This is a genomic window from Streptomyces sp. R11 (assembly GCF_041051905.1).
Classification (GTDB): domain Bacteria; phylum Actinomycetota; class Actinomycetes; order Streptomycetales; family Streptomycetaceae; genus Streptomyces.
Map to the genome: position 1 here is coordinate 5,126,242 of NZ_CP163432.1, position 25,325 is coordinate 5,151,566.

The 25,325-nt window shown below is 70.9% G+C and carries 24 protein-coding genes and 2 pseudogenes; 18 read left to right on the forward strand and 8 right to left on the reverse strand.

What is annotated here, in order from left to right; genetic code table 11:
* Window positions 1-26: 26 nt before the first annotated feature.
* The 7 genes and pseudogenes from AB5J55_RS23740 to AB5J55_RS23770 all read left to right on the forward strand — a co-directional run.
* A complete protein-coding gene (locus AB5J55_RS23740) occupies window positions 27-1,259 on the forward strand; it encodes a macrolide family glycosyltransferase (RefSeq protein WP_369272602.1) in 1,233 nt (410 codons plus the stop codon).
* A 64-nt stretch (window positions 1,260-1,323) separates the two neighbouring features.
* Window positions 1,324-2,007, forward strand: a complete 684-nt coding sequence (locus AB5J55_RS23745; protein WP_369272603.1) for a GNAT family N-acetyltransferase — start codon at window positions 1,324-1,326, stop codon at window positions 2,005-2,007.
* A gap of 110 nt (window positions 2,008-2,117) precedes the next feature.
* Entirely contained in the window at window positions 2,118-2,807 is a 690-nt protein-coding gene (locus AB5J55_RS23750) for a LuxR C-terminal-related transcriptional regulator (protein WP_369272604.1), read from the forward strand.
* A gap of 641 nt (window positions 2,808-3,448) precedes the next feature.
* A complete protein-coding gene (locus AB5J55_RS23755) occupies window positions 3,449-4,834 on the forward strand; it encodes a Tat pathway signal sequence domain protein (protein ID WP_369276271.1) in 1,386 nt (461 codons plus the stop codon).
* Between the two features lie 202 nt (window positions 4,835-5,036).
* Window positions 5,037-5,933 (forward strand): glycosyltransferase family 2 protein, encoded by an 897-nt coding sequence (locus AB5J55_RS23760; RefSeq protein WP_369272605.1) that lies wholly within the window; start codon window positions 5,037-5,039, stop codon window positions 5,931-5,933.
* A gap of 426 nt (window positions 5,934-6,359) precedes the next feature.
* Window positions 6,360-7,958, forward strand: a pseudogene (locus AB5J55_RS23765) (BTAD domain-containing putative transcriptional regulator); the annotation flags it as partial.
* Window positions 7,959-8,297: 339 nt separating this feature from the next.
* Window positions 8,298-9,919 (forward strand): annotated as a pseudogene (locus AB5J55_RS23770) (tetratricopeptide repeat protein); the annotation flags it as partial.
* Here AB5J55_RS23770 and AB5J55_RS23775 read toward each other — a convergent pair.
* Both AB5J55_RS23775 and AB5J55_RS23780 read right to left on the reverse strand, forming a co-directional pair.
* Window positions 9,920-11,623 (reverse strand): bifunctional 3'-5' exonuclease/DNA polymerase, encoded by a 1,704-nt coding sequence (locus AB5J55_RS23775; protein WP_369272606.1) that lies wholly within the window; start codon window positions 11,621-11,623, stop codon window positions 9,920-9,922.
* Between the two features lie 34 nt (window positions 11,624-11,657).
* The gene (locus AB5J55_RS23780; protein ID WP_369272607.1) at window positions 11,658-12,434 is read right to left on the reverse strand and encodes a Clp protease N-terminal domain-containing protein; all 777 of its coding nucleotides are present in this window, start codon (window positions 12,432-12,434) and stop codon (window positions 11,658-11,660) included.
* Between the two features lie 122 nt (window positions 12,435-12,556).
* Here AB5J55_RS23780 and AB5J55_RS23785 point away from each other — a divergent pair, with 122 nt between their 5' ends.
* Complete coding sequence (locus AB5J55_RS23785) at window positions 12,557-13,702, forward strand: DUF2786 domain-containing protein (protein ID WP_369276272.1); 1,146 nt, start codon at window positions 12,557-12,559, stop codon at window positions 13,700-13,702.
* Window positions 13,703-13,718: 16 nt separating this feature from the next.
* Here the strand turns inward: AB5J55_RS23785 and AB5J55_RS23790 are convergent, their stop codons facing one another.
* The 4 genes from AB5J55_RS23790 to rpmB all read right to left on the reverse strand — a co-directional run bounded on the left by AB5J55_RS23790 (window position 13,719) and on the right by rpmB (window position 15,559).
* Window positions 13,719-14,255, reverse strand: coding sequence for a DUF4232 domain-containing protein (locus AB5J55_RS23790; RefSeq protein ID WP_369272608.1), 537 nt, complete (start codon window positions 14,253-14,255; stop codon window positions 13,719-13,721).
* Between the two features lie 123 nt (window positions 14,256-14,378).
* Complete coding sequence (locus AB5J55_RS23795) at window positions 14,379-14,873, reverse strand: hypothetical protein (RefSeq protein ID WP_369276273.1); 495 nt, start codon at window positions 14,871-14,873, stop codon at window positions 14,379-14,381.
* A gap of 144 nt (window positions 14,874-15,017) precedes the next feature.
* On the reverse strand, window positions 15,018-15,323 hold the full coding sequence (gene rpsN / locus AB5J55_RS23800; RefSeq protein ID WP_369272609.1) for a 30S ribosomal protein S14: 306 nt from the start codon (window positions 15,321-15,323) through the stop codon (window positions 15,018-15,020).
* Window positions 15,323-15,559, reverse strand: coding sequence for a 50S ribosomal protein L28 (rpmB, locus tag AB5J55_RS23805; RefSeq protein WP_019753827.1), 237 nt, complete (start codon window positions 15,557-15,559; stop codon window positions 15,323-15,325). The genes rpsN and rpmB overlap by 1 nt, the downstream gene beginning before the upstream one ends.
* Window positions 15,560-15,621: 62 nt before the next feature.
* On the opposite strand from rpmB, the gene rpmG reads away from it, so the two are divergent.
* The 5 genes from rpmG to AB5J55_RS23830 all read left to right on the forward strand — a co-directional run bounded on the left by rpmG (window position 15,622) and on the right by AB5J55_RS23830 (window position 17,956).
* Window positions 15,622-15,786, forward strand: coding sequence for a 50S ribosomal protein L33 (rpmG, locus tag AB5J55_RS23810; RefSeq protein ID WP_015658813.1), 165 nt, complete (start codon window positions 15,622-15,624; stop codon window positions 15,784-15,786).
* A gap of 8 nt (window positions 15,787-15,794) precedes the next feature.
* Window positions 15,795-16,043, forward strand: a complete 249-nt coding sequence (locus tag AB5J55_RS23815) for a type B 50S ribosomal protein L31 (protein ID WP_328425145.1) — start codon at window positions 15,795-15,797, stop codon at window positions 16,041-16,043.
* A 4-nt stretch (window positions 16,044-16,047) separates the two neighbouring features.
* On the forward strand, window positions 16,048-17,211 hold the full coding sequence (locus AB5J55_RS23820; protein WP_369272610.1) for a GTP-binding protein: 1,164 nt from the start codon (window positions 16,048-16,050) through the stop codon (window positions 17,209-17,211).
* A 5-nt stretch (window positions 17,212-17,216) separates the two neighbouring features.
* Window positions 17,217-17,450 (forward strand): 30S ribosomal protein S18, encoded by a 234-nt coding sequence (gene rpsR, locus AB5J55_RS23825; protein WP_369272611.1) that lies wholly within the window; start codon window positions 17,217-17,219, stop codon window positions 17,448-17,450.
* Window positions 17,451-17,737: 287 nt separating this feature from the next.
* A complete protein-coding gene (locus AB5J55_RS23830) occupies window positions 17,738-17,956 on the forward strand; it encodes a DUF397 domain-containing protein (RefSeq protein WP_217207196.1) in 219 nt (72 codons plus the stop codon).
* Window positions 17,957-18,047: 91 nt separating this feature from the next.
* Here the strand turns inward: AB5J55_RS23830 and AB5J55_RS23835 are convergent, their stop codons facing one another.
* A complete protein-coding gene (locus AB5J55_RS23835; RefSeq protein ID WP_369272612.1) occupies window positions 18,048-18,545 on the reverse strand; it encodes an ATP-binding protein in 498 nt (165 codons plus the stop codon).
* A gap of 354 nt (window positions 18,546-18,899) precedes the next feature.
* Between AB5J55_RS23835 and AB5J55_RS23840 the strand changes: the two genes are divergently transcribed.
* The 5 genes from AB5J55_RS23840 to AB5J55_RS23860 all read left to right on the forward strand — a co-directional run bounded on the left by AB5J55_RS23840 (window position 18,900) and on the right by AB5J55_RS23860 (window position 23,822).
* Complete coding sequence (locus AB5J55_RS23840; protein WP_369276274.1) at window positions 18,900-19,724, forward strand: helix-turn-helix domain-containing protein; 825 nt, start codon at window positions 18,900-18,902, stop codon at window positions 19,722-19,724.
* A gap of 139 nt (window positions 19,725-19,863) precedes the next feature.
* On the forward strand, window positions 19,864-21,324 hold the full coding sequence (locus AB5J55_RS23845) for an aldehyde dehydrogenase family protein (protein ID WP_369272613.1): 1,461 nt from the start codon (window positions 19,864-19,866) through the stop codon (window positions 21,322-21,324).
* Window positions 21,325-21,389: 65 nt separating this feature from the next.
* Window positions 21,390-22,031 carry a PadR family transcriptional regulator gene (locus AB5J55_RS23850; RefSeq protein WP_369272614.1) on the forward strand — a complete coding sequence of 214 codons (642 nt, stop codon included), beginning with the start codon at window positions 21,390-21,392 and terminating at the stop codon, window positions 22,029-22,031.
* 73 nt (window positions 22,032-22,104) lie between these two features.
* Window positions 22,105-23,070: an ATP-binding cassette domain-containing protein gene (locus tag AB5J55_RS23855; protein ID WP_369272615.1), complete on the forward strand. Its 966-nt coding sequence runs from the start codon at window positions 22,105-22,107 to the stop codon at window positions 23,068-23,070.
* Complete coding sequence (locus AB5J55_RS23860; RefSeq protein ID WP_369272616.1) at window positions 23,067-23,822, forward strand: ABC transporter permease; 756 nt, start codon at window positions 23,067-23,069, stop codon at window positions 23,820-23,822. The genes AB5J55_RS23855 and AB5J55_RS23860 overlap by 4 nt, the downstream gene beginning before the upstream one ends.
* A gap of 4 nt (window positions 23,823-23,826) precedes the next feature.
* Here the strand turns inward: AB5J55_RS23860 and AB5J55_RS23865 are convergent, their stop codons facing one another.
* On the reverse strand, window positions 23,827-25,248 hold the full coding sequence (locus tag AB5J55_RS23865) for a glutamate decarboxylase (protein WP_369272617.1): 1,422 nt from the start codon (window positions 25,246-25,248) through the stop codon (window positions 23,827-23,829).
* Window positions 25,249-25,325: the final 77 nt, after the last annotated feature.

Genomic DNA, 25,325 nt, shown 5'->3' on the forward strand with positions numbered 1-25,325 from the left:
TGGATTGTCAAGAAGGTGGGGTGGGCATGCCGTTGCAGCTGCTGTTCGTAAGCATCGCCGGGCACGGCCACGTGAACCCGACACTGGCCGTGGTCGAGGAGCTCACTGCCCGTGGCCACCGCGTGGACTACGTCGTGGCCGAGGAGTACGCCGAGCTTGTCGCGCGCGCCGGTGCCCGCCCGCTGCCGTACCGCTTTCCCGACGGTGACGGGCAGATCCTGCCGCCCGACGACGAGTTTGGCCTGTCGTCGATGGAACTCCTGCACGAGACCGAACTCGCCCTCCACGCCGCCGAGAGGCGCCCCGGCGGACGGCGGGGCGTCGACCTGGTCGTCTACGACGGCCTGGCCTGGGCCGGACGGGTGCTCGCCGCGACCTGGGAGCTGCCCGGTGTCGAACTGTGGCCCTCATTCGTCTCCAACGGGCGCTTCTCCCTGGAGGCCGAGTTCCTCGGCGACCGGATGATCACGCCCGACATGATGGCCTTCGCCCGGGAACTGCCCGTCTTGCTGGGCCGGCACGGACTGCCGGGCGTCCCCGTGGGCCGGTTCCTGCGGCACGGCGAGGGGCTCCGCCTGGTGTTCCTGCCCCGGGAGTTCCAGTACCGGGGGGAGACCTTCGACGACAGCTTCGCCTTCGTCGGACCGTGCCTGGGCGCCGCCCGGACACGGGGCGGCTGGCGTCCGAAGGACGACGGCAGGCCCGTGCTGCTGGTCTCGCTCGGCACCGCCTACAGCGAGCAGCCGGAGTTCTTCCGGCTGTGCGCGGACGCCCTGGCGGACCTGCCCTGGCAGGTCGTGCTGTCCGGTGGCGGCCTCGTCACCGCCGACGCCGTCGGCGCCCTGCCGCCCCACGTCGAGATGCATGCGCGCGTGCCCCAACTCGACGTCCTCGCCCACGCCTCCGCCTTCGTCACCCATGCCGGCATGGGCAGCGTGATGGAGGCCGTCGCCCACCGCGTCCCCATGGTCGCCGTGCCCCAGATGGGCGAGCAGCGGGCCGTGGCCGAGCGGATCGCCGAACTCGCCCTCGGCGTACGGCTCGACCCCGCCGACCTGACCGCCGCCGCACTGCGCGAGGCCGTCCTCGGCGTCGCGGACGACCAGCGAGTCCGGACCGGTCTGGAGCGTATGAGCCGGCAGGTGGCCGCCACCGGCGGGGCCGTCGCTGCTGTGGACCGCATCGAGGAGTACGTCGCCACCGCTCGGGTGTCGTCCCTGGCGGCACATCGCGCACCGGCGGCCACGGGCACCGCATGACACCCCGGCACCGCCGTCCGGGCGCTCGTCGACCGACAGCGTCCGCAACCCCGAGAGGACAGTGATGAAGGGCAAATTCGTCCGGCTCGAACGGCCCTCGCAGGACGACTACGAACTCATGGCCCAGTGGTTCGGCCCCGACTCGGTGGTCGCCGTCATGACCGCGACCGAGGGCGAGGCCGTCTCGGCCGAAGACTTCCGCCGCCTCGACCACAGCGGAGGCCTGCGGCAGTTCTCCGTCCGCGACCGGAACGGCAGGACGGTCGGCGCCGTCCACTACCGACCGCACGGACCGGTCGCCGGATACGTCATCGGCGGCGCCATCGGCGACCCCGAGCTGTGGAGCCAGGGGTACGGCGCGGAGGCGTTCGACCTGCTGCTCGACCACCTCTTCCACGCGCGCGGCGCCCACCGGGTCCAGTTCACCACCGCGATGTACAACAAGAACGTGCTGCGGCTGGCAACGCGGGCGGGCTTCGTCCTCGAAGGCATCCTGCGCGAGTACTACTACCTCGACGGCTGCCACCACGACGCGGTCATCTGGTCCCTGCTGCGGGAGGAGTACTACGGCGTCGTGGAGCACCTCCGGCGCACCGACCCCGATTTCGCGCTCCCGGAGGCGATACCCCAGGCAGACAAGGCCGAGGCACGCCGTATCGTGGCCGACTACCTCGCGGGCACGGCGGGCGAGTCCTCCACCCGCCTTCTGCTCCAGCGGGTCGCCGAGGAGACGGCGACGGGCATCTGAGGGATGCGTGCCCGGCCCAGGAGTTGACGCCCGGAACCTGAGTGTCGAGGATCGTCGGCGGACCACACCTGACCAGGTGGTCCGCACATGGGGGTAACACTGTGATACGCGTGATCGTCGCGCATGACGAAGACCTGATCCGTTCCGGCCTGCGCCGCCTTCTGGAGGACCACGACGACATCGACGTCCGCGACACCTGCCGTCGGGACGCCGTCGTGGAGAGTGTCGAGAAACATCGCCCGAACGTGGTCCTGCTCGGTGACGAGCCGTCGCGGGAGGAGGCCCTCGCCTGCCTCGCGGCGCTGCGCCGCACGGGACCGCGGCCCCGGGTGGCCCTGCTGACCCGGGCCGCGGACGAGCGGTTCGCGGCGGACGCCCTGCTTGCGGGCGCGGACGGGCTGCTGAGGCCCGACACCAGTCAGCAGAACCTGGCACACGCCCTGCGTGTGCTGTGCGCGGGCAGCAGCGTCCTGCCGCCCGCCGCCTTCCGCGATCTCCTGGCGAACCTGTCGGCCACGACCCTGCCGGCGGAGGTCCGCAGCCGGGCCGCGACTCTGACCACCCGGGAGCGCGGCGTCCTGGCTTTGCTGGTCCAGGGGATGTCCAACATCGAGATGAGCCGGGAACTGCGGCTGAGCCGCGCGACGGTGAAGGAGCACATCAGCAACATCTACGCCAAGCTCGGCACCACCAACCGGGTCCAGGCAGCCGTCCTGGCCCACCGAATGGGCCTGGGCCACCGTGCCGAGCCCGCACGGCACTCTCCCGCCTCCCTGCAGCGCCAGGTACTGGGGGCATGAACGGTCACGGCCCCCGAACCCGTCGCGGGTCGGGGGCCGTGCACCGTGCCGAGAGTCGACTGCCGCCCTACCAGATCGCCTCGACCCACTCCGGGTGGTCGATGAACGAACGAGGACGAGAGCGCAAGACACAACGACGATCTTCATCGGCCTGGTTCTCAGGTGCTCTGGATTGCAGCAGCAGCAACGAGTGGTAGCAGTCCCGAACCTCGCTCGAGACAGATGGCGGGTCTACAGGGCCCACCCAGTCCAAGGACGTCGTGAGGATTGTGGGCCGGATCGCGTAGTGCTCAACCTCGGCGAGCGGCGCCGTCCGTCCACACACCACGGGGAACGCCCGTCAACTCCGGGATTCCGACGAAGCGATGGTTCATCGCACCATTCTGAGGCCCTGAATCATCCGAGGAGCAGGGTCTGTACGGTCATTAACGCTGTCTCGAGCCACGAGGTTCCCGGCCGACCGGGGCTCTGGGGCTCGGGGATCTGGGCGCTGGGCTCTCTATCGTCAACTGCTGGAAAGGTCACGGACATTGACCCGCCTCACGCACACCAGCAGAATGAGCGCGCGCATCGGGTGAGAGCGCTCTCAGAGGCTGGGGAGACCCATGAACGGCATGAACGGCATGAACCACATGCACGACATGAACCGCACGAAGGGCACGCAGGGACCGGCCTTCAGCCGCCGCGCGCTCATGGGTACCGGGCTGGGCCTCGGCGTCGCGGCCCTCGCGGGGACCGGTGTCGGCGCCGCCCACGCCGTGCCCTCCGCGTCCCCTCGGCGGCGGGGACTCACCTTCCTCGCCGCCACCATGGACGCCTACCCTGATCACGGCCCCATCCGTCTCGCCCAGAGCTACAGCGATGAAGCCGGTCTGTTCAGTACCGCCTTCACCTACGACAACGCCCTCGCGATCCTCGCCCTCCTCGCCACCCGCACCGCGGACGGGCGGGACCGCGCAGTCCTGCTCGGGGATGCGCTGCTGTACGCCCAGCGGCACGACCCGGTGCACGACGACGGTCGGCTTCGGCAGGCGTACAACGTCGGGCCGTACACCTTCTACGACGGCTCACGGCAGCCGGACGGGTTCGTGCGGGCGGACGGGTCCGCCAACGTCGGGACGCAGTTCGGGTTCACGGGTACGGCCGTGGGGGACATGGCCTGGGCCGGCATCGCGCTGAGTGCGCTGGCGCGGCGGACGGGGGAGCGCAGGTTCCTGGGCGGTGCCGTGCGGATCGGGGAGTGGATCGAACGGAACGGGCGTACCGATGAACCGCTCGGGGGGTACAAGTTCGGGGTCAACGGCGCCGACGAGAAGTTGCCTTTCACCTCCACCGAGCACAACACCGACCTCCTCTGCCTCTTCGGCCGGCTCGCCCGGCTCACGGGGGAGAGGGCTTGGCTGGCGCGGCGGGCGCGTGCCGAGGCTTTCGTCATGAGGATGTGGGAGCCGGACGGCGGCTTCTTCTACACCGGCACCAACGACGGGGTGACCGTCAACAAGTCGCCGATCCCCGAGGACACCCAGACCTGGACCCACCTCGCCCTCGACTCCCGTGCCCACGCCCGGTCGCTGGACTGGGCCGCCAGCGAACTGGCCGTCCTGGACCACGCCTGGCGGCGCAACAGCACGGTGCCGGCGGGGCAGTCGTACGACGGTGTCACCTTCAGTTCCGCCAGTCTCCTCGCCGACGAGGACGCCCCGATCGCCGACTCCCAGCCCAAGCCCGACCGCAACGGCGTCTGGTTCGAGGGGACCGCTCACCTCGCGCTCGCGCTGCGGGAACGGCGCCGGCGCGGTGACGAGCCGCGTGCGCGGCGGCTGCTCGACTCCATCGAGCGGGCCCAGGAACTGCTGGGCGCGGGTCAGAGTGTCGGCGGGCGGGCGCTTCCCGAGCGGGCGGGGGTCGTGTCCGCCAGCAGCCCACTCGACACGGGGTTCGGGTTCGGGTACTACCCGTATCGGCACGTGGGAGCGACCGCCTGGTATCTGATGGCGGCCACGCGCTCCAACCCGCTGCGGGTCTGAACCGGTCCTCGCCCCGGGGCCCGAACCCGCCGGTCGCCGTCCCTCTCGCTGACGTTCGTGCGGCGCAGGGAGATGTCGTAACAGTCGGAACCGTCGTAAGTAGCCTGCCGATCGCCCTGTGAGAAGGCGAACTTGAGACGTCTTTACCGTGAACCACTAGCATCTCGGCGGTAGTCGCAGCCGGGACCAGGTGAGGGCAGGTATGACGGAACCGAGGATCGCTGTCGCCGTGGTGACCATGGGGAACCGCCCCGCCGAGGTCGACGCGCTGCTCGAGTCCGTGGCCAAGCAGGACCTCGCCCCCGAGCGGATCGTCGTCGTCGGCAACGGCTGCCCGCTGCCCGAGTTCGCCGAACGGCTGGGGCTGCCCGGCGAGGTCACGCCCATCGAGCTCGACGAGAACCTCGGCTGCCCGGGCGGACGGAACGCGGCCCTCGCCCGACTGCGCGACTTCGGGGACGTCGACGTCGTGGTGGAGCTGGACGACGACGGACTCCTCGTCGACGCCGACGTGCTGCGGCGGGTGCGGGACCTGTACGCCGCCGACGGCCGGCTCGGCATCGTCGGCTTCCGCATCGCCGACGAGCACGGCGAGACACAGCAGCGGCACGTGCCCAGGATCGGCAAGTCGGATCCGCTGCGGGGCGGGTACGTCACGGGGTTCCTCGGCGGCGGACACGCGCTGCGCATGGCGATGCTGGCCGAGACGGGGGACTGGCCCGCCGAGTTCTTCTTCGCCCATGAGGAGACCGACCTGGCCTGGCGGGCCGTCGACGCGGGCTGGCGCATTCTCTACGCGCCCGAACTCCTCCTCCAGCACCCGAAGACCTCACCCGCCCGGCACGCCATCTACTACCGGGTGAACGCCCGCAACCGGGTCTGGCTGACCCGCCGCCGACTGCCGCTCGCGCTGATGCCCGTGCATCTCGGGCTGTGGGTGCTCCTCACCCTCGTACGCAACCGATCGTCCCCCGCCGGCCTGCGCGCCTGGTTCGGCGGCTTCCTGGAGGGCGTACGGGAACCGGCCGGTGAGCGGCGGCCCATGCGATGGCACACGGTGTGGCGGCTCTGCCGGCTGGGGCGGCCGCCGGTCATCTGAGGGCCAACCTCGAGGGAGGGGCGACGCAGCCGCGAGCGGGCCGGGCCGGAGCGGGGATGGGGACGCGGGCCCCGGTCGTTCACCTCCGCCGACCGGGACCCGCATACGTCCCCGAATCCGGCCGCGGCGGCGACACTCCCCCGAGTTACGCGTCGTACGCGCGCACCGTCGGGCCAGATCCGATGAAGTGATCACATCAGGCCACACCAACGGATCGCTAACATGTGGCCAACGATGCTCCGTTTCGGCGTCGTTCGGTTGGCGCGAAGTCGACGGACGGTGACGGGAGGCGGCCAGGGCGGAACGGTTCCTGGCCGAGGAGCGTCGTGAAGGGTGTGGCGGGAAACCGTCGTACATGGGCTGTGCAGGGGTTGCACACAGGTCACACAAGGGCGCGGGCCCGTCGCGTGGGAAGGCAGTGGCGGCGTGAAGCGGTACGGGCTGCGGTTCGGACTGCTGGGGCCGGCGGTGGTGTTCGAGGCCGGGACGGACGACGGCTCCTCCGGGGCCTGCGCCGGCCGGAGCACCGGCGACGCCGCGGCGAGCGTGTCCGACCGTGCCGTCCAGACCATCCGAAGCCCCAAGGTGCGGGCCCTGCTCGCCACGCTGCTGCTCGAAGGCGGCCGGGTCGTCTCCGTCGAGTCGCTGACGGACGTGCTGTGGGGCGGGGCGCCACCCCCGTCGGCGCGGGCCTCGCTGCACAACCACGTCACCCGGCTACGGCGACTTCTCGACGACCCCGAGCGGCTGCGGGCGGTGCCGCCCGGCTATGTCCTGCGCGTCGACGAGGGCGAACTGGACGTCGACGTCTTCGTGGCCGGCGTCGCCGCGGCCCGCGTCGCCCATGCCGGCCGGGACTGGGAGCGCACGCTGCGCGAGACCACGGCGGCGCTCGCACTGTGGCGCGGCACGCCCCTGGCCGGCCTGCCCGCCGAGGTGGGCGGATACGCACTCGTCCAGCGCCTGGCGGAGGCGCGGCTCCTGCTCCTGGAGTGGCGCTACGACGCCGAGTTGAGCGTTGCCGGGCCGCGCGTCGACGCCCTGGTGCCCGAGCTTGCGGCCCTGGCCGCCGAGCATCCGCTACGGGAGTCCTTCCACCGCCACCTGATGCTCGCCCTCCACCGCACGGGCCGACGGGCGGAGGCCCTGGCCGTCCATCGTGATCTGCGCACGCGTCTGATCGAGGAGTTGGGGGTGGAGCCGGGGGTGGCGGTTCGGGAGGCGCATGTGGAGGTGTTGCGCGCGGGTTCGGAGGGGGGACGCGCGGGGTTGGTGCGTGCGGCTTCGGAGCGTGGGGGTGGCGGCGTGGCGCGCGGTGCGGTCGGCTCTCCCGTTGCCCACGCCGGCGACGTGCCCCACGGTGCCGCGAGCCCTGACGCTACGCGCGATGACGACGCCGCCCGGCGGCCTGGGCAAGCCGATGCCCTCCCTGAGGGGGACACTCCGGCCGACCCGCCTCGACCACCCCGCCCCGCCCAACTCCCGCCGCCCCCAGCCCACTTCACCGGTCGTACGGCCGTACTCACCGACCTGCGTCGCACCCTGGCCCCCACGACTGCACCAACCCCCACGCCCACCGTCGCCGTCCTCAGCGGAATGCCCGGCGTCGGCAAGAGCGCCCTCGCGCTGCAGGCCGCACATGGGCTGGCGAATCGTTTCCCCGATGGTCAGCTCTACGTCAACCTGCACGGTGCCACCCCCGGCATGCCCCCGCTCGCCCCCGGTCAAGCCCTCACCGCACTCCTTCGCGACCTCGGCGCCGACCCCCGCTCCATTCCCGAACACCCGGACGCGGCAGCCGCGCTGCTGCGCTCGCTGCTCGCCCCCACCCGCACCCTCATGCTCCTGGACGACGCCGCGAACGCCGCCCAGGTACGCCCGCTGCTCCCGGCCGGCCCCGGCTGCGCGGTGATCGTCACCAGCCGCTCCCCGCTGACGGCCCTGGACGGCGTCCGCCGCTTCCCGCTGACACCCCTCACAGCCGAGGAGAGCGCGGCGCTCCTGCGCGCGGCTTCGGGGCGCGACGGCTTCTACGGCGACGACGGCGGCCTCCGCCAGGCCAACGACGGCCGCGATGCCAGCACCGAGCACGACCGCACCGTTGGGCGGGGGACCCTCGACACCAGCGACCAGACCGATGCCGTCGAGGCACAGCCGCCTGCCGCCGAGCGCCGCGCGCCAGGCCGGTCGGTCGGCGACGGTCAAGAGCCCGCTGGTGACGGCAGCTCGCCCGGACGCGACGTGCAAACCCCCACCAGCCACGGCCCCGCACCCGCCACCTATGCCCGCACACCTGGCGGCGAAGCCGCAGCCCCCACCGTCGAGGGCCTAGCCCCCGCCACCGAGGCCCCCACACCCCCCACCCACCCCCTGATCGCCCTGACCGGCGGCCTCCCCCTGGCCCTCCGTGTCGTCGCCGCCGGCTCGCCGCCCGTAGTGCGCTCACCCCGGACATGCTGGCCGGGCAACTGGCCGCAGCCGAGAGCCGGTTGCACCACCTGGAGTACGACGACCTGAGCGTCCGCCGCTCCCTCGCCGTCGCACACGACGCCCTCGCCGCATCCGATCGCGAGGCGGACCGGGACGCGGCCCTCGCCCTGCGCCGCATCGGCGCCCTCGACCTGCCCGCGTACGGCGCACCCCTGCTGGCCCGTCTGACCGGCACCGACGAACGCCGCGCCGAAGCCGCACTCGACCGACTCGTGGACGTGGCCCTCCTGGAGGAGACGGCGTACGGCCGCTACGCCCCCCACGACCTAGTACGCGACTTCGCCCGCGAGCTCGCCGGCGCCGACGCCGAGGGCGAAGCCGACGTCACCGAGACCGCCCTGCGCTGGTACGCCGCCGTAGCCGAACGCACCCTCACCGCCATCGTCGAACCCGGTCTCGACCAGGACGACCGCCGTCGCCCGACCCCGACCCAACCGCCGGAGCACACGACGACCGCCGCCACGGTGCCCCCCTTCGCCAGCCCCGAAGCCGCCTTCGCCTGGGGCGACTCGGAACTGGAGAACATCGTCGCGCTGGTGGAACAGTACGGCGGTGACGACGGCGCCAACCCCCGGAGGAGCACGACCACGACCTCCCCCACAACCACGACCACCGCCCCCCTCCTGACCCTCATCCGCCTTCTCTTCCCCTACCTCCAACGCAGCGGCCACGTAGCCGAAATGGAGCTCCTTGGCCGGACCGCACTCCGCCTGGCGACGCGGCTCGGAGACGACGCGGCCGAGGCATACGCCCTGGGCGACCTCGCCGGTCTGCACTTCCTGACCGGCCGCCACACCGAGGCGCTGCACCTCAACGACCGCGCACTGACGATCTGGCGGCGTCTCGACGTCGTTTCCTGGATGCGTCGCTGCCTCAACAACCGCGGCCTGCTGCTCGAAGGGCTCGGCCGCTACGACGAGTCGGGGGAGGCGCTGCGCCAGAGCCTGGAGTACTCAAGGCAGTTGAACGACCCGCACGGCGAAGCGGTGACCTACAGCCACCTCGGGAACCTGTACGAGCACACCGATCCCCGGGCGGCCATCGAGCAGCACCGCCGCTCACTCGCGATCGGCGACGAGATCGGCAACGTCATCGTGCAGCACTCGGCCCGCTGCAACATCGGCTACGCCCACCTCACCCTCGGCGAACCGGCGGCAGCCGCCGCGCACTTCGAGGAGAGCCTGCGCATCCTCGGCGGCCACGGCGACTGGCACGGCGAGTCCCAGACCCGCCTGGGTCTGGTCCGCGCCCTGCGTCTCCTCGGCCACACCGACCGCGCCACCCACGCCTGCGCAGAACTCCTCACCCGAGCCGACGCCCGAGCCGACCGCTACATGGGCGGCCTGGCCCGGCACCAGTACGGCCTGCTGCTGCGGGAACTGAGCCGTGTCCAGGCCGCGCACGCCGAGTGGCGCACCGCTCTCGACCTGCTGGACGGCACCGACGAGAAGGCGGTCGTCGAGGAGCTCCACCTCCTGCTGGACCACACCGGGTGATCACTTCGCATCCGCGTAACACTCCACCACCGCCGTGGTGAACGGAAACCGCACCGGAGTCTCCCCGAACGTCAGCCGCCCCGCCAGCTCCGCCGCCTCACGGATCGCCGTCACGACCGTCTCGGCCTCCTCCTCGGGACAGTGCACGATCACCTCGTCGTGCTGGAAGAAGACCAGTTCCGCCGCCATGTCCGCGCAGGCCCGCCGCAGCGCCGCGAGCAGCAGCAGGGTCCAGTCGGCGGCGCTGCCCTGGACGACGAAGTTGCGGGCGAAGCGGCCCCGGGCGCGGGCGTTGGTGGAGGCGTAGCCCCGCCCCCACTCCTGTGGCCCGGCGCCCTCGGCGGGCTCGTCCTGCGCGTCCGGCACCGGAATGCCCGCCTCCTCGGCGGCGTCGTCCGTCGCCCCGGCCGCCGGCGGACACGTCCGCCCCAGCCAGGTCCGCACGAGCCGCCCCTCCTCACCGGCCCGCGCCGCGTCGTCGACGTAGGCCACCGCCTTGGGGAAACGGCGTCTGAGCGCGGCGAGGTTCTTGAGCCCGTCACCGGAGGTCTGGCCGTAGACGGCACCCAGCACGGCGAGCTTGGCCTGTGCGCGGTCGCCGGAGAAGGCGCGGTCCGACACCGACTGGTAGAGGTCGGTCTCCCGTCCGGCCACCTCCATCAGCCCGGGGTCACGGGAGATCGCGGCGAGCACACGCGGTTCCATCTGGTCGGCGTCCGCCACGACGAGCCGCCAGCCCGGGTCGGCGACCACGGCACGCCGGATGACCTTGGGGATCTGCAGCGCGCCCCCGCCGTTGGTCACCCACCGTCCGGTCACCGTCCCGCCCGCGAGGAACTCCGGTCTGAACCGCCCGTCGCGCACCCAGTCCTGCAGCCAGGACCAGCCGTGGGCCACCCAGATCCGGTACAGCTTCTTGTACTCGACGAGCGGCTTCACCGCCGGATGGTCGAGGGACTCGATCTCCCAGCGACGGGTCGATCTGATCTTGATCCCGGCCTGCGCGAAGGCCTTGATGACGTCCGCGGGCAGATCGGGCCGCACCCGGCGACCGAAGGCCGCGGACACCTCGTCGGCCAGCTCGGCCAGCCGCCGCGGCTCCCCGCCCCCGGCATACCGCTCACCGAGCAGCTCGTGCAGCACCCGGCGGTGCACCTCGGCGCTCCATGGCAGCCCGGCCCGGTTCATCTCGGCGGCGACCAGCATCCCCGCCGACTCGGCCGCGGTCAGCAGCCGCATCCGCTCCGGATGCCCGGCCTTGTCGTGCCGGCGCTGCTGGTCGGCGTAGACCTCGACGAGGTCGGCGAGCGGCACATGGACCGCCTGCGGCTCGAAGAGCGAGGACTGCGAGCCGCGTTCGGCGGCCCGCTGGGGCGGATCGGGCGGCACGGGGCGCCCGCGCAGCCGGGCGAGGGCCGCGGCGGCCGATCTCGGTTCCCCCGACCGCCCCTCGTGACCCAGCAGAAGGGTCTCGGCGTCCTCGATGTCGTAGCACCGCTCCACTCGCACCCCCGTGGCGAGCAGGCGCGGATACAACTCCGCGGTGGACCGCCACACCCACCGCGCGACATCGGGCCGTCCCCGCACGGCCTGTGCGAGGTCCGCCTCCCGGCGCACCGGCCCCGCGGGCAGCCCGTCCGGACCGAGGGGGGCGACCTCCACGCCACCGTCCTCGGCCGGAGCGAGCGCCCAGCGGTCGGTCATGCTGCGAGTGTGGCACCCGGGTCTGACAACGGCCTCAGCCCTGCGCCTCGCCCGCCTCGCCCTGTTCGCGCGACTCCTTGGTCGTCTGCTCACCGCTCTGCAGGAACTGCGAGAGCAGCTCGACGACGTAGTCCTCCACGGCCTGCTTGGTCAGGCCGAGGCCGGACAGGACGCCGTTGCCGTTCTCGAACTCCAGCAGGGCCAGCAGCATGTGCTCGGTGCCGATGTAGTTGTGGCCGAGGCGCAGAGCTTCACGGAAGGTCAGCTCCAGCACCTTCTTGGCGTCCGAGCCGTAGGGGACGAGTTCGGGCACCTCGTCGACGGCGGGCGGCAGCGCCGCGGTGGCGGCCTGGCGTACGGAGTCCAGGAGCACGCCATGCGCCGTGATCGCCTTCGCTGCCAGGCCGTCGGGGTCGGCCAGCAGGCCGAGGACCAGGTGCTCCGGCCGGCCCTCGGAATTGCGGGCCGCGATGGACTCGTTGTGGGCGGCCACCACCGCGCCCCTGGCACGCGGCGTGTAGCGGCCGAAGCCCTGCTGGGGGTCGAGGTCGATCGACTCCTTCGGCACGAACCGCTTCTGCGCGGCCTGCCGGGTGACGCCCATGCTCTTGCCGATGTCGGTCCAGGAGGCGCCCGATCGCCGGGCCTGGTCCACGAAGTGGCCGATGAGGTGGTCGGCCACTTCGCCGAGGTGATCGCCGGCGATCACCGCGTCCTGGAGCTGGTCGAGGGGTTCGTGGTGGACCTTCTTGATGGCCGCGATGAGTTCGTCGAGACGTACGGATGACGTGATGGTCGGGTTCGTCGACATGTGTCAACCGTAGGTTGACAGTCCAGGAGTGTCAACCGGTGGTTGACATCAACCGGCAGGGGCTGCGGTCCTTCCACGGCGGCCCCTCGGGCGCGGCGCCCGCCCCGTGGCACCATCGCCGGGTGAGCAGTACGAACAGTTCGAGCGGAACGCCCGGCCCCGTCGACCGGGCCTTCGGGCACGCCCTCTACGCCGACACCGACACCGCCCTCGACACCGGCGCCTCCCTCCTCGCCGCCGACCCCACCGCGGACGACGAACTCGCCGAACGCGGCCAGGAGTTCGTCGCGGCCGCCTGGCGACGCGGCTGGCAGCCCGCCGATGTCGTACGGCTCGTGCGGCGCGAGCTGGAGGACGTACACGTACGGCTGCTCTCGGCGCTGATCCACGCGCAGCAGCCGTACGACCGCCCCCGCGGCCCCCGCTGGAACGCCCAGATCGACGACCTGCCCTCCGAGGCGCCGCCCCGCACGGACCGCTTCTCGCACGCGACCGCCGTCCTGGAGCTGTACCGCCTCCTGCTGCGCCTGCCCGCGCTGGAGCCCCTCGACGAACCGGCCGAGCCGACCGGACCGACCGCCCGGCGCCCCGGATCCGAGTCCCGCATGCTCACCCGTATCCGTGCGCTGCTCGCGAAGGCGGAAGCGACCGGGTTTCCGGAGGAGGCGGAGGCGCTCAGCGCCAAGGCGCAGGAACTGATGGCCCGGTACAGCATCGACGAGGCACTGCTTTCGACCCGCACGCAGGGTGCGAAGGACGCCCCCGGCGCCTGCCGGATCGGTGTGGAACCGCCGTACGAACAGGCGAAGGCGGTCCTGCTGGACGCGGTGGCGACCGCCAACCACTGCCGTGCCGTGTGGAACGAACCCTTCGCCTTCTCCACGGTCGTCGGTTTCGAGGCCGACCTGGAGGTGGTCGAGCTGCTCTACACCTCGCTCCTCGTACAGGCCCAGACGGCGATGACGAAGGCGGAGGCGGCCCAGCGGGCGGGCGGCCGCAAGCGGACCAAGACCTTCCGCCAGTCGTTCCTGGCGGCCTATGCCCACCGCATCGGCACCCGCCTGGCGGAGGCGGCACAGACGCAGGTGACCCAGGACCTGCTCCCGGTGCTCGCCACCCGCGAAGTGGCGGTCACCGACCGCCTGGACCGCATGTTCCCGGAGACGACCACGACCCGCCTGCGCGGCGTCAGCGACGAGGCGGGCTGGGTGGAGGGGTCGGGGGCGGCCGAAAGGGCACAGGTGGCTCCCCGCCGGCCGCTCGGCTGAACCGCCGGACCGGGCGTCAGTCGCCGGTCTGCTGGAACCCGCTCACCGAGGCGTCCGGTGCCTTCCCGTCGCTCTTCAGCGCGACGTCGCCGTACGACCACTTGAAGCTCCGCGTCTCGGTGGACCCGGGCAGCCGGACCTTGACCGTCTCCACGCCGAGGCTCTTGCTGCCGCCTTCGTCACCCCGGACATAGGTGAGGGTGAAGGAGGTGGAGGCCTCCTTCACGAGCGTCGTTTTCGTCGACGCGGCGGCCCCGGCACCCTCGTCCGCCGCGACGGAGGTCGTCGTGCCACCCGCCTCGAACTCGACGGCAGGCAGCCCGTCCAGGACGCACTCGCCGCCGCCGCGGTTGGTGACCGTGACGGGGACGTTGCCGGTGTCACCGGCAGCGGGGGCGGCGTTGGCGGGCCCGAACTGCACCGCCAGCTCGCCGACACAGGCGGAACCGGCCTTGCTGTCCCGGCTCTTGCCGTCCCCGTCCCCGCCGTCGTCGCAGGCGGTCAGGAGGAGGGCCGCGGCGAGGGCGGCGACGGTGAGGGAAGTGGCGCGCATGGGTCCTCTGGGAGTGAGTGACGTCGGTGAGCGGGCGGCGATCTCCGCACCGATCATCGGTGACCGCCGCATGGATCCTCAGCGGCTCACCGCACCGATCGGGCGGACGTCACCGATGAAACATCACGATCCCAGACCGGCCGTAGGCAGCCCCGTCGGCAGCTTCCCGCCCTCCGCCCTGGTGTACGTCTCGGCGCCGAGGCCGCCCTCCCAGGTCACCTTCAGCCGCGACTTGTCGACGGAGTCGACCATCCCGGTCGCCCGGCCCTTGCTGCCGTCGGTGCACTTCAGCCGGATCATCTTCATCCCGCCCTCCTCGCCGGCGGTCCCGCTGCACACGGTCCCGCCCGTGGCGAAGAGCCCGGCCTGCTTGCCCGTGACGACGAGCGCGACGGCCTTGCCGTCGGTCGTGGCGAGCCAGCTGCCCTCCAGTTCACCGGAGGCGGACGCCGATCCGCCTCCCGTACCGCCGCCCGTGTCGGCGCTGGAGGTCGCGGAGGGGTCGGCCGAGGAGCCGTCCTTGGCGTCGGAGCCGCCGTCGCCGCTGCACCCGGTCAGGGCAAGCGCGCCGGCCAGGGCGGCGGCCACGGCCGCGGCCCGCACCCGCCGGCCGGACATCGTGCGCGTACGCGAGAAAGTCGCCGAGGTCACTGGAAGCTCCCAAGCTGTAGCGGTCGGCATACGGCCGTGTCGGCCATGTGGCCGAAACGACCGCTGCAAGTTACCAGGGAGTCCGGTCCAAAGCGCCGGAACGTGCCGGACCTACCAGGACGCCTTGCGCACTCCCGGCAGATACCCGGCATGCGCCTGCTCCCGCAGACTCACCCGGGACAGCCCGAAGGCACGGAAGTAGCCGCGCGGCCGCCCGTCCACCTGGTCGCGGTTGCGTACGCGCGTGGCGCTCGCGTTCCGCGGCTGCCCGCTCAGCTCCCGCCGGGCGGCGAGCCGTTCGGCATCCGTGGACGAGGGGCGACGGATGATCTCCTTCAGCTCGGCCCGCCGGGCGGCGTACCGCTCGACGACCTCCTGCCGCTGCCGGTTCTTCGCGATCTTGCTCTTCTTGGCCATCAGACCTTCACTCCCCGGGCGCGGATCCGGGCGACGGCCGCCTCAACGCCGATGACGTCAACCGTCTTGATCCCCTTGGCGCTCAGCCGCAGCCGCACATACCGGCCCTCGCCGGGCAGCCAGTAGCGCTTGGTCTGGATGTTGGGGTCGAAGCGGCGGGAGGTCCGCCGATGGGAGTGGGAAATCGTGTTGCCGAAGCCGGGCCGGGCGCCGGTCAGCATGCAGTGGGCGGACACGGGTGACGCACCTCTCCTCGCTCGCTACTGTTAATGGAATTCATTTTCAGTAAGATAGCAGCATGGCACGCAACGAACTCCGCCCGGTCATCAAGCTCCGGTCCACCGCCGGAACCGGCTTCACCTATGTGACCCGCAAGAACCGCCGCAACGACCCCGACCGCATGACCCTGCGCAAGTACGACCCGGTCGCCGGCCGCCACGTCGACTTCCGAGAGGAGCGCTGAGCACCGCCATGCGCAACGGAATCCACCCGTCCTACGGCCCCGTCGTCTTCCGCGACCGCGCCGCGAACCACGCCTTCCTCACCCGCTCGACGATGACCAGTGAGAAAACGATCGAGTGGGAGGACGGCGCCACCTACCCCGTCGTCGACGTCGAGATCTCGAACGTCAGCCACCCCTTCTACACGGGCACGGCCCGCGTCATGGACACGGCCGGCCGGGTCGAGCGCTTCGAGCGCCGCTACGGGAAGCAGGGCTGACCCGGTGCCCGAACTCTCCGTAGTGATCGTCGGCGGCCTGCACGCCGACGCCCGCAAAGAGGCCGTGGCACGGCTGCTCGCCGACGTCCCCGACAGCGTCGTCCTCCACCACGACCTGGCCACGGCCGCCGCCGGCACGGTCGTACGGACGATCCGCGACGCCACCGGCATCGTCAGCGCCGGCGAGGCGCCGCTCGTCAACGACTGCGCCTGCTGCGCCCTGCGTGAGGACCTGGTGCCGGAACTTCTGCGCATCCGGGACGCCGGCGGCACCCGTATGGCGATCGTCGAACTGTGGGACTCGGTCGAACCGAAGGCCATGGCCGAGGTGGTCACAGCAGGCGGCCTCACAGTCACCGGCGTGCTCACCGCGGTCGACCCGGCGCTGGTCCTGCCGTATCTGGGCAACGGCGACGACCTGGCCGAGCGCGGCCTCGCGGCGGCGGCGACCGATCAGCGCACGGTCGCCGACACCTTCGCACGCCAGTTGGAGTACGCCCCCGTCCTCGCCGTCGCCGCCTCGCCGGAGGCCGACGACGAGGACCGCGAGCTTCTCGCCCAACTCCACCCGACGGCCCGGCAGGTCCCGATCGACGATCTGACCGTGCCCGCCCCGCGCCGACGCCCCCTGTCCTCCCTCGCCCAGGCGGCCCTGGCCGGCTTCGACGTGGAGGCGGCCGACGCCGCCCAGCACCCGGCGTGCGCCCTGCTCCCCGCCGAGGCCGACGCGCACGGCGTCTCCACCCTCGTCTGGCATCGCCGCCGCCCTTTCCATCCGGAGCGGCTGTACGCGGCCCTGGAGGACCTGACCTGCGCGGCGGCCCGCAGCCGTGGCCGGTTCTGGCTCGCCGACAAGCCCGACGTGCTACTGCACTGGGACGCGGCGGGCGGCGCCCTGTGCGTGGAGAGCGCGGGCCCTTGGCTCGCCTCACTCCCCGACGCGGCCTGGGACATGGTCCCGCCGGTACGCCGGGCCGCCGCCGCCCTGGACTGGCACCCCGAGCACGGCGACTGCTGCCAGCACCTGGTCTTCACCTCACCCGCCCTCGACCGCGACGGCCTCGAGCAACTCCTCGAATCCTGCCTCCTGACCGACGCCGAGTACGCCGCCGGCCGCACCGCCTGGAAGCAGCTCCCACCCGCCTTCGACACCCTCCTGGAGGTCTGACCCCCATGCCCCGCAAGCCCGAACGCAAGCCCGTGAAGTCCCGCCCCAACCCCCTGGACCAGGCCGGCATCACCTACATCGACTACAAGGACACCGACCTCCTCCGCCGCTTCCTCTCCGACCGAGGCAAGATCCGCAGCCGCCGGGTCGCCCGAGTAACGGTCCAACAGCAACGAGACCTGGCAAAAGCCATCAAGAACGCAAGGGAAATGGCCCTGCTCCCGTACGCCACCCGCTGACCCCCGCGGGCTGAATTGCCGTGACCGGCACTGGAACACCAACGCCCCAGAACGCGTCTCTTCCTAGTGCACGAGGGACCGATCCCGACTGCGACGCGATCCCCGGGGCATGCGATGGAAACGCCGGAACGCATTCAGCCCCGCGTACGTCACAGGAGTAACCACAGGAACACCCCCCGTGCACGTGCATCTGCTCATGCAGTTGCACGTGAACAGAGCTATGATCCGGACGCACACCACTGAACACCACCGGGGAGCGACCTGTGGACCACGACGTGTACAACGGCATGGCAGCCACGGATCTGAACGGGGTGGCCTGGCAGAAGAGCAGGCACAGCAACTCGCAGGGCTCCTGCGTGGAGTTCGCGAGGCTCCCCGGCGGTGATGTCGCCGTGCGCAACTCGCGCTTCCCGGACGGCCCGGCCCTCGTCTACACCCGCGCCGAGATCGAGGCGATGCTCCTGGGCATCAAGGACGGCGAGTTCGACCACCTGGTAGCGGGCTGAGGCAGTCGACCGTGGGCCAATCGTGCATATCCGCACGAAGCAATCCATGCGACGCGCGTAGAACCACGACGTCAGCACACGCCGCGACACATCATTCCGCCGCCCCCGAGCCCCCCTGCGGAGCCGGAAGCCGAAACAGCGCCCACACCACCTTCCCGTTGAGCGCCCCGGCCAGCGGATGCCACCCCCAGCTGTCGCTGAAGGAGTCCACAAGGAACAGACCCCGCCCCGACTCCGCCGAAAAGTCGTCGGAATCGCGCGCGACCGGGCTGTCGTGGCTGGGATCGCGCACCGCACACACCAGCCGCTCGGTCCACTTCATCAGATGCAGTCGCACCGGCGGTGCCTGGTCGTGCACCCGCTGCGCACTCGCCGGCAGAGCATGCCGCAGCGCGTTGGTCACCAACTCCGAGACCACGAGGCACACATCGTCGAAGCGATCGCCCAGTTCCCACTGATCCAGAGTGCGGCGCGTGAACTTCCGAGCCTCACGCACCGCTTCGTAGCGGGCGGGCAGTGCGCAGGAGGCGGCATTGGAGACGGCTGATGGATCAAGCGGCGGAAGGCCCTGCCGTAACGGCTCGAGCATGGTCGATCCATTCGTCCCCATGCGAGGCACTCCCGGGAGTTCGCGGTCGTTGCGATGCAGCGGTTGCGCGGGACCATGGTTTCGGATGCGCAGGGCAGATGCAAGGGCAGATGCACGTGCACGTGACCGAATTGGACGTTCCCGTACCGCTTGTTGGCCATTTTTTCCGCCAACTTCAGCACCTCTCCTTGCTCAACCCTCACCTCTTCCTGAGAGGAATCCTTGTCTTCTTTCCATCTCTGTAATCGGACGAGTACTGCTCGAAGTGATTTAGTGGCAGACTGCGGGCCCTGAAGACGGTTGGGGAGGCTGGCGAACGTGAGCGCGGGAGAGCCCGGATCGGTGGTGCGGCGCATGCTGCTCGGCTCGCAACTGAGGCGACTGCGGGAAGCGCGCGGGATCACGCGCGAGGCGGCGGGTTACTCGATCCGCGCCTCCGAGTCGAAGATCAGCCGGATGGAGCTGGGCCGGGTGAGCTTCAAGACGCGTGACGTCGAAGACCTGCTGACGCTCTACGGCATCACGGACGAGCAGGAGCGCGCCTCGCTCCTCTCCCTCGCCCGCGAGGCCAACGTCGCTGGCTGGTGGCACAGTTACTCCGACGTCCTGCCCAGCTGGTTCCCCACGTACGTCGGCCTGGAGGGCGCGGCCAGCCTCATCCGCGCGTACGAAGTGCAGTTCGTGCACGGCCTGTTGCAGACCGAGGCGTATGCCCGCGCGGTCGTCAGGCGTGGCATGAAGGGCGCGAGCAAGGCCGACGTCGAAAAGCGTGTGGCGCTGCGCCTGGAGCGGCAGAAGTACCTCGTCGACGAGAGCGCCCCGGAGTTCCACATCGTCCTGGACGAGGCCGCCCTGCGCCGTCCGTACGGCGACCGCGAGGTGATGCGCGGCCAGCTCCAGCACCTGATCGAGATCTCCGAGCGTCCCAACGTACGGCTGCAGATCATGCCGTTCAGCTTCGGCGGCCACTCCGGCGAGTCCGGCGCCTTCACCCTCCTCAGCTTCCCCGAGTCCGACCTGTCGGACGTCGTCTACCTGGAGCAGCTCACCAGCGCGCTCTACCTCGACAAGCACGAGGACGTCGCCCAGTACGAGAAGGCGCTGAAGGAGCTCCAGCAGGACAGCCCCGGTCCGGACGAGAGCCGGGATCTTCTCCGGGGGCTCCTTCAACTCTCTTGAAACACAAGTACGATGACGTGTGATCAGACCGTGAAGGCGGTCTAGGTGATCGAGTCGATCAAGGTGATCAGGGCCGGTCAAACCCGGTCAGGCTTCCGTGATCAGTCGATCGGGTGTCCGCTAGGGATTGAGGGATCACATGTCGTCCTACTTCACCGACCTGGCTCAGCAGTACATCGACGGTGAGTGGCGCCCGGGCACAGGCTCCTGGGACATCATCGACTTCAACCCGTACGACGGTGAGAAGCTGGCGTCGATCACGATAGCCACGGTCGACGAGGTCGACGATGCCTACAAGGCGGCCGCCCGTGCCCAGAAGCAGTGGGGCGCGACGAATCCGTACGCCCGCCGTGCCGTCTTCGAGAAGGCGCTGCGCCTGATAGAGGACCGCGAGCAGGAGATCGCCGAGGTGATCATCGCCGAGCTCGGCGGCACCCGGCTGAAGGCGGCCTTCGAGCTCCACCTCGCCAAGGAGTTCCTGCGCGAGGCGGTGCACCTGGCCCTGCGCCCCGAGGGCAAGATCATCCCGTCGCCGATCGACGGCAAGGAGAACCGCGTCTACCGCGTCCCGGTCGGCGTCGTGGGCGTCATCAGCCCCTTCAACTTCCCCTTCCTCCTCTCCATCAAGTCGGTCGCCCCGGCCCTCGCGCTCGGCAACGGCGTGGTGCTGAAGCCGCACCAGAACACGCCGATCTGCGGTGGCTCCCTGGTGGCGAAGATCTTCGAGGACGCGGGCCTGCCCGCCGGTCTCCTCAACGTCGTCATCACGGACATAGCCGAGATCGGCGACGCGTTCATCGAGCACCCGATCCCGAAGGTCATCTCCTTCACCGGCTCCGACAAGGTCGGCCGCCATGTCGCCACCGTCTGCGCCTCGCACTTCAAGCGCTCGGTCCTCGAACTCGGCGGCAACAGCGCGCTGGTGGTCCTGGACGACGCCGACATCGACTACGCGGTCGACGCGGCGGTCTTCAGCCGGTACGTCCACCAGGGCCAGGTCTGCATGGCCGCGAACCGCGTCCTGGTGGACCGCTCGGTCGCGGACCGGTTCACCGAGAAGTTCGTCGCCAAGGTGAAGACCCTGAAGGCCGGCGACCCGCGCGACCCGGAGACCGTCATCGGCCCGGTCATCAACTCCTCCCAGGCGGAGGCCATTTCGGCAACCGTCGCGCAGGCGATCGCGGAGGGCGCGACGGCCCTGGTGCACGGCACGACGACGGACAACCTGGTCGAGCCGTCCGTCCTCACCGGCCTCCCGGCCGACTCGCCCCTGCTGAAGCAGGAGGTCTTCGGCCCGGTCGCCTTCCTCGTCCCGTTCGACGGCGAGGAGGAGGCCGTTCGCCTCGTCAACGACACCCCGTACGGTCTCAGCGGCGCCGTCCACACCGGCAACATCGAGCGGGGCGTCGCCTTCGCCAAGCAGATCGACTCGGGCATGTTTCACGTCAACGACGGCACCGTCCACGACGAGCCGATCGTCCCCTTCGGCGGCGAGAAGCACTCCGGCCTGGGCCGGCTGAACGGCGAGACGATGCTGGACGCGTTCACCACGACGAAGTGGATCTCGGTGCAGCACGGCAGGAGCGGCTTCCCGTTCTGAGGTGAACAGGGCGCGTCCCGGGGCTGACCTCGGTCCCGGCCGCCCGCCGCCCTAATCTGGACCGCATGTCAGCGATCCGTCTTCTCGTGCTCGGCGCGGTCCGGCAGCACGGGCGTGCCCATGGGTACCAGGTGCGCAACGACCTGGAGTACTGGGGCGCGCACGAGTGGTCCAACGCCAAGCCCGGCTCGATCTATCACGCCCTGAAGCAGATGGCGAAGCAGGGGCTGCTGCACGCCCACGAGATCGCGCCGTCCACGGCCGGCGGGCCGCCGCGCACGGAGTACGAGATCACGCAGAAGGGCACCGAGGAGTACCTCGGGCTGGTGCGGCAGTACCTCACGGCCTACGACCAGCGGCCTGACGTGCTCACCGCCGCGCTCGGCTTCATGGTCGACCTGGACCGCGAGGAAGTCCTCGCCCTCCTCGAGGAGCGGGTGCGCAGCATCGAGGGGTGGCGCAAGGCCGTCACCGAGTACTACACGCCCGAGGAGGGGCCCGCCCAGCTGGGCCACATCGGCGAGATCATGAACTTCTGGGTCCACTCCGCGGACACCGGCGCCGAGTGGACCCGCGGTCTGATCGAACGCATCCGGGGCGGTGCCTACACCTTCTCGGGCGAGGGCGATCCGTTCGTCGGGATCCTTGCCGACGACCAGGAGAACCCGTACGCGGCGGGGGAGCGGCATCCCGAGGATCCGAGCTAATCAAGTTTGACTAAGAGTGCCTCGGGTATTAGCTTCGAGCTGGTAGTCAAGTTTGACTAGCGAGGGAGATTCAGTGGCCGACGCGGCGATCATCGTCGAAGGGGCACGCAAGAAGTACGGCGGCAAAGCCGGCAAACACGCACTGGACGGGCTCGACCTCACGGTCGCGCGCGGCACCGTGCACGGAGTGCTCGGCCCGAACGGCGCGGGCAAGACCACCCTGGTCCGCATCCTGTCCACCCTCCTGCGGCCGGACAGCGGCCACGTCGAGGTGGCGGGACACGACGTGGTGCGCCAGGCCTACGAGGTCCGCCTGCGCATCGGCCTGCTCGGCCAGCACGCGGCCCTGGACGAGGAGTTGGGCGGCCGGCAGAACCTGGAGATGTTCGGCCGCCTCTACCACCTGGGCGCCCGCCACGCGCGCGTGCGGGCCGACGAGCTCCTGGAGCGCTTCGGCCTCGCGGACACCGGCCGCAAGCCGGTGAAGCAGTACAGCGGCGGCATGCGCCGGCGACTGGACCTGGCGGCCTCACTCATCACCGACCCGGAGGTGCTTTTCCTGGACGAACCCACCACCGGTCTCGACCCGCGCGGCCGCGTCGAGGTCTGGTCCGCCGTCCGCTCCCTGGTCGGCGGCGGCACGACGGTCCTGCTCACCACCCAGTACCTGGAAGAGGCCGACCAGCTCGCCGACCGCATCTCGGTCGTCGACGCCGGCCGGGTCATCGCCGACGGCACCGCGGACCAGCTCAAGGCGCTGACCGGCGGCGACCGCATCGACGTGGTCCTGCGGGACGCCGGCCAACTGGGCGCGGCCGTCGCCCTGCTGCCGGTACCGAAGGACGACGTCTCGGTGGACCCCGACCGCCGCCTGCTCAGCGCCCCGGTCACCGACCGGATGGCGGCGCTCTCCGGTGTCGTACGGGCCCTGGAGGAGGCCGGGATCGAGGCCGAGGACGTCGCGCTGCGCCGCCCGACGCTGGACGAGGTGTTCCTGCATCTGACCGGCCGCGACGAACGAGTGAAGGAGGCCGTGTGACCGCGTACGCACTGACCGACTCCTGGACCATGACCCGCCGCGAACTCGCCCACTGGGCGCGGCAACCCGTGCAGGTCGTGGTCAACCTGGTCTTCCCCGTGATGCTGCTGCTGATGTTCGGCTACCTCATCGGCGGCGGCCGGGGCCTGCAGGGCTCCTACATCGACTACCTGGTCCCCGGCATGCTTGCGCTCACCATGGCCTTCGGCCTGGAGGGCACGATGATCGCGGTCACCCAGGACCTCAACAAGGGCGTGATCGACCGCTTCCGGTCCATGCCGATGGCCAACGGTGCGGTGCTGGTGGGCCGTTCCGTGGCCGACATGCTCCAGTCGGCGCTTGCCCTGTGCGCCCTGATGGGCATCGGATACGCGCTGGGCTGGCGTGCGGAGGGCAGCCCAGGGGCCTTCCTGGGCGCCGTGGGGCTGCTCCTGCTGTTCCGTTTCGCCATGCTGTGGATCGGCATCCACCTGGCCCTGGTGGCCGGTAAGCCGGAGATGGTGCAGGCGGTGCAGATCCTCGTCTGGCCGGTCGGCTTCCTGTCCAACGCCATCGCCCTGCCCGAGTCCATGCCGGGTTGGCTCGGCACGGTCGTCGAGTGGAACCCGATGTCCCAGACGGCCACGGCCGTACGGGACCTGTTCGGCGGTACGGGTACGGACGGCGTCGGGGCGGCGATCGTATGGCCGCTGGTGCTCCTGGCGGTGTTCTTCCCGCTCGCGGTGCGGCGGTTCGGACGCCTGAGCCGATAGCCGCCTAGTGGTGGAAGCCGGTGGCCGCCCCCCTGTCCTGTGTGAGGGGGTGCGGCTGCCGGCGCAGCTCCGGCAGCAGCAGGGTCAGATCCTGCACGAACAGCTCGGCGAGGTCCTCGGAGAAGCCGTTGCGGCACACCACCCGCAGGACGGACAGGTCCTCGCGGTTCGGCGGGAAGGTGTACGCCGGGACCAGCCAGCCCTTCTCGCGCAGCCGCCGGGACACGTCGAAGACGTCGTACGCCCGGACGTCCGGGGCCGTCGTGAAGGCGAAGACGGGCAGCTGGTCGCCCCGGGTCAGCAGCCGGAAGTCGCCGAGCTTCTCCACGGCCCCGGCGACCGTCCCGGCCACGTCCCGCGAGGCCTGCTGCACGGCCCGGAACCCCTCCCGCCCCAGCCGCAGGAACGAGTAGTACTGCGCCACGACCTGGGCGCCCGGTCGGGAGAAGTTGAGCGCGAAGGTCGGCATGTCGCCGCCCAGGTAGTTGACGCGGAAGACGAGCTCCTCGGGCAGCGCCTCCTTGTCCCGCCACAGCGCCCAGCCGACACCCGGGTAGACGAGCCCGTACTTGTGCCCCGAGGTGTTGATCGAGGCGACCCTCGGCAGCCGGAAGTCCCACACCAGGTCCTCGTCGAGGAAGGGCGCCACCATGGCGCCGGACGCGCCGTCGACGTGCACCGGGACGTCGAGGCCCGTGCGCTCCTGGAGGGCGTCCAGGGCGGCACACAGGTCCGCGATCGGCTCGTACGAACCGTCGAAGGTGGAGCCCAGGATTCCGACGACCCCGATGGTGTTCTCGTCGCACAGCTCGGCCGCCGCCTGCGGGTCCAGATGGAACCGTTCGCCCTCCATCGGGACCAGGCGGGGCTCCACCTCCCAGAAGTTGCAGAACTTGTCCCAGCAGACCTGGACGTTGACGCCCATCACCAGGTTGGGGCGTGCGCCGGGGTACCGGTCGGCGTTGCGCTGCGCCCAGCGCCGCTTGAGCGCCATACCGGACAGCATGCACGCCTCGCTGGACCCGGTGGTGGAGCAGCCCACGGCCGCCGAGGGGTCCGGCGCGTTCCACAGATCGGCGAGGATGGCCACACAGCGCCGCTCCAGCTCGGCGGTGCGTGGGTACTCGTCCTTGTCGATCATGTTCTTGTCCCGGCACTCCGCCATCAGCACCCCGGCCTGCGGCTCCATCCAGGTGGTGACGAAGGTGGCCAGGTTGAGCCGGGAGTTGCCGTCCAGCATCAGCTCGTCGTGCACCACCTGGTACGCCGTCGCCGGCGGCAGGGGAGTGTCGGGCAGCCGATGCGTGGGCGGGGCCTCGGTCATGCCGCTGACCGGATTCGTCTCGCCGTAGAAGGGGTTGACCGCGAGCCTGCGCCCGCCGCCCTTGTCGTCCGGTGCTTCGCTGTTCCCACGATGCAGTGGCATGTATACGACGGTAGGTCCGGGCCGCCGGGCTTGCACCTCACGCCGCGTGAGGACTCATCGTGGAGTGCGTACCGAGA

What these genes read in the sequence shown, in the direction of transcription:
- AB5J55_RS23740 (WP_369272602.1), top strand. Translation starts at nt 27, where the DNA reads ATGCCGTTGCAGCTGCTGTTCGTAAGCATCGCCGGGCACGGCCACGTG.
- AB5J55_RS23745 (WP_369272603.1), top strand. Translation starts at nt 1,324, where the DNA reads ATGAAGGGCAAATTCGTCCGGCTCGAACGGCCCTCGCAGGACGACTAC.
- AB5J55_RS23755 (WP_369276271.1), top strand. Translation starts at nt 3,449, where the DNA reads ATGAACCGCACGAAGGGCACGCAGGGACCGGCCTTCAGCCGCCGCGCG.
- AB5J55_RS23760 (WP_369272605.1), top strand. Translation starts at nt 5,037, where the DNA reads ATGACGGAACCGAGGATCGCTGTCGCCGTGGTGACCATGGGGAACCGC.
- AB5J55_RS23775 (WP_369272606.1), bottom strand. Translation starts at nt 11,623, where the DNA reads ATGACCGACCGCTGGGCGCTCGCTCCGGCCGAGGACGGTGGCGTGGAG.
- AB5J55_RS23780 (WP_369272607.1), bottom strand. Translation starts at nt 12,434, where the DNA reads ATGTCGACGAACCCGACCATCACGTCATCCGTACGTCTCGACGAACTC.
- AB5J55_RS23790 (WP_369272608.1), bottom strand. Translation starts at nt 14,255, where the DNA reads ATGCGCGCCACTTCCCTCACCGTCGCCGCCCTCGCCGCGGCCCTCCTC.
- AB5J55_RS23795 (WP_369276273.1), bottom strand. Translation starts at nt 14,873, where the DNA reads ATGTCCGGCCGGCGGGTGCGGGCCGCGGCCGTGGCCGCCGCCCTGGCC.
- rpsN (WP_369272609.1), bottom strand. Translation starts at nt 15,323, where the DNA reads ATGGCCAAGAAGAGCAAGATCGCGAAGAACCGGCAGCGGCAGGAGGTC.
- rpmG (WP_015658813.1), top strand. Translation starts at nt 15,622, where the DNA reads ATGGCACGCAACGAACTCCGCCCGGTCATCAAGCTCCGGTCCACCGCC.
- AB5J55_RS23815 (WP_328425145.1), top strand. Translation starts at nt 15,795, where the DNA reads ATGCGCAACGGAATCCACCCGTCCTACGGCCCCGTCGTCTTCCGCGAC.
- rpsR (WP_369272611.1), top strand. Translation starts at nt 17,217, where the DNA reads ATGCCCCGCAAGCCCGAACGCAAGCCCGTGAAGTCCCGCCCCAACCCC.
- AB5J55_RS23830 (WP_217207196.1), top strand. Translation starts at nt 17,738, where the DNA reads ATGGCAGCCACGGATCTGAACGGGGTGGCCTGGCAGAAGAGCAGGCAC.
- AB5J55_RS23835 (WP_369272612.1), bottom strand. Translation starts at nt 18,545, where the DNA reads ATGCTCGAGCCGTTACGGCAGGGCCTTCCGCCGCTTGATCCATCAGCC.
- AB5J55_RS23840 (WP_369276274.1), top strand. Translation starts at nt 18,900, where the DNA reads ATGCTGCTCGGCTCGCAACTGAGGCGACTGCGGGAAGCGCGCGGGATC.
- AB5J55_RS23845 (WP_369272613.1), top strand. Translation starts at nt 19,864, where the DNA reads ATGTCGTCCTACTTCACCGACCTGGCTCAGCAGTACATCGACGGTGAG.
- AB5J55_RS23850 (WP_369272614.1), top strand. Translation starts at nt 21,390, where the DNA reads ATGTCAGCGATCCGTCTTCTCGTGCTCGGCGCGGTCCGGCAGCACGGG.
- AB5J55_RS23865 (WP_369272617.1), bottom strand. Translation starts at nt 25,248, where the DNA reads ATGCCACTGCATCGTGGGAACAGCGAAGCACCGGACGACAAGGGCGGC.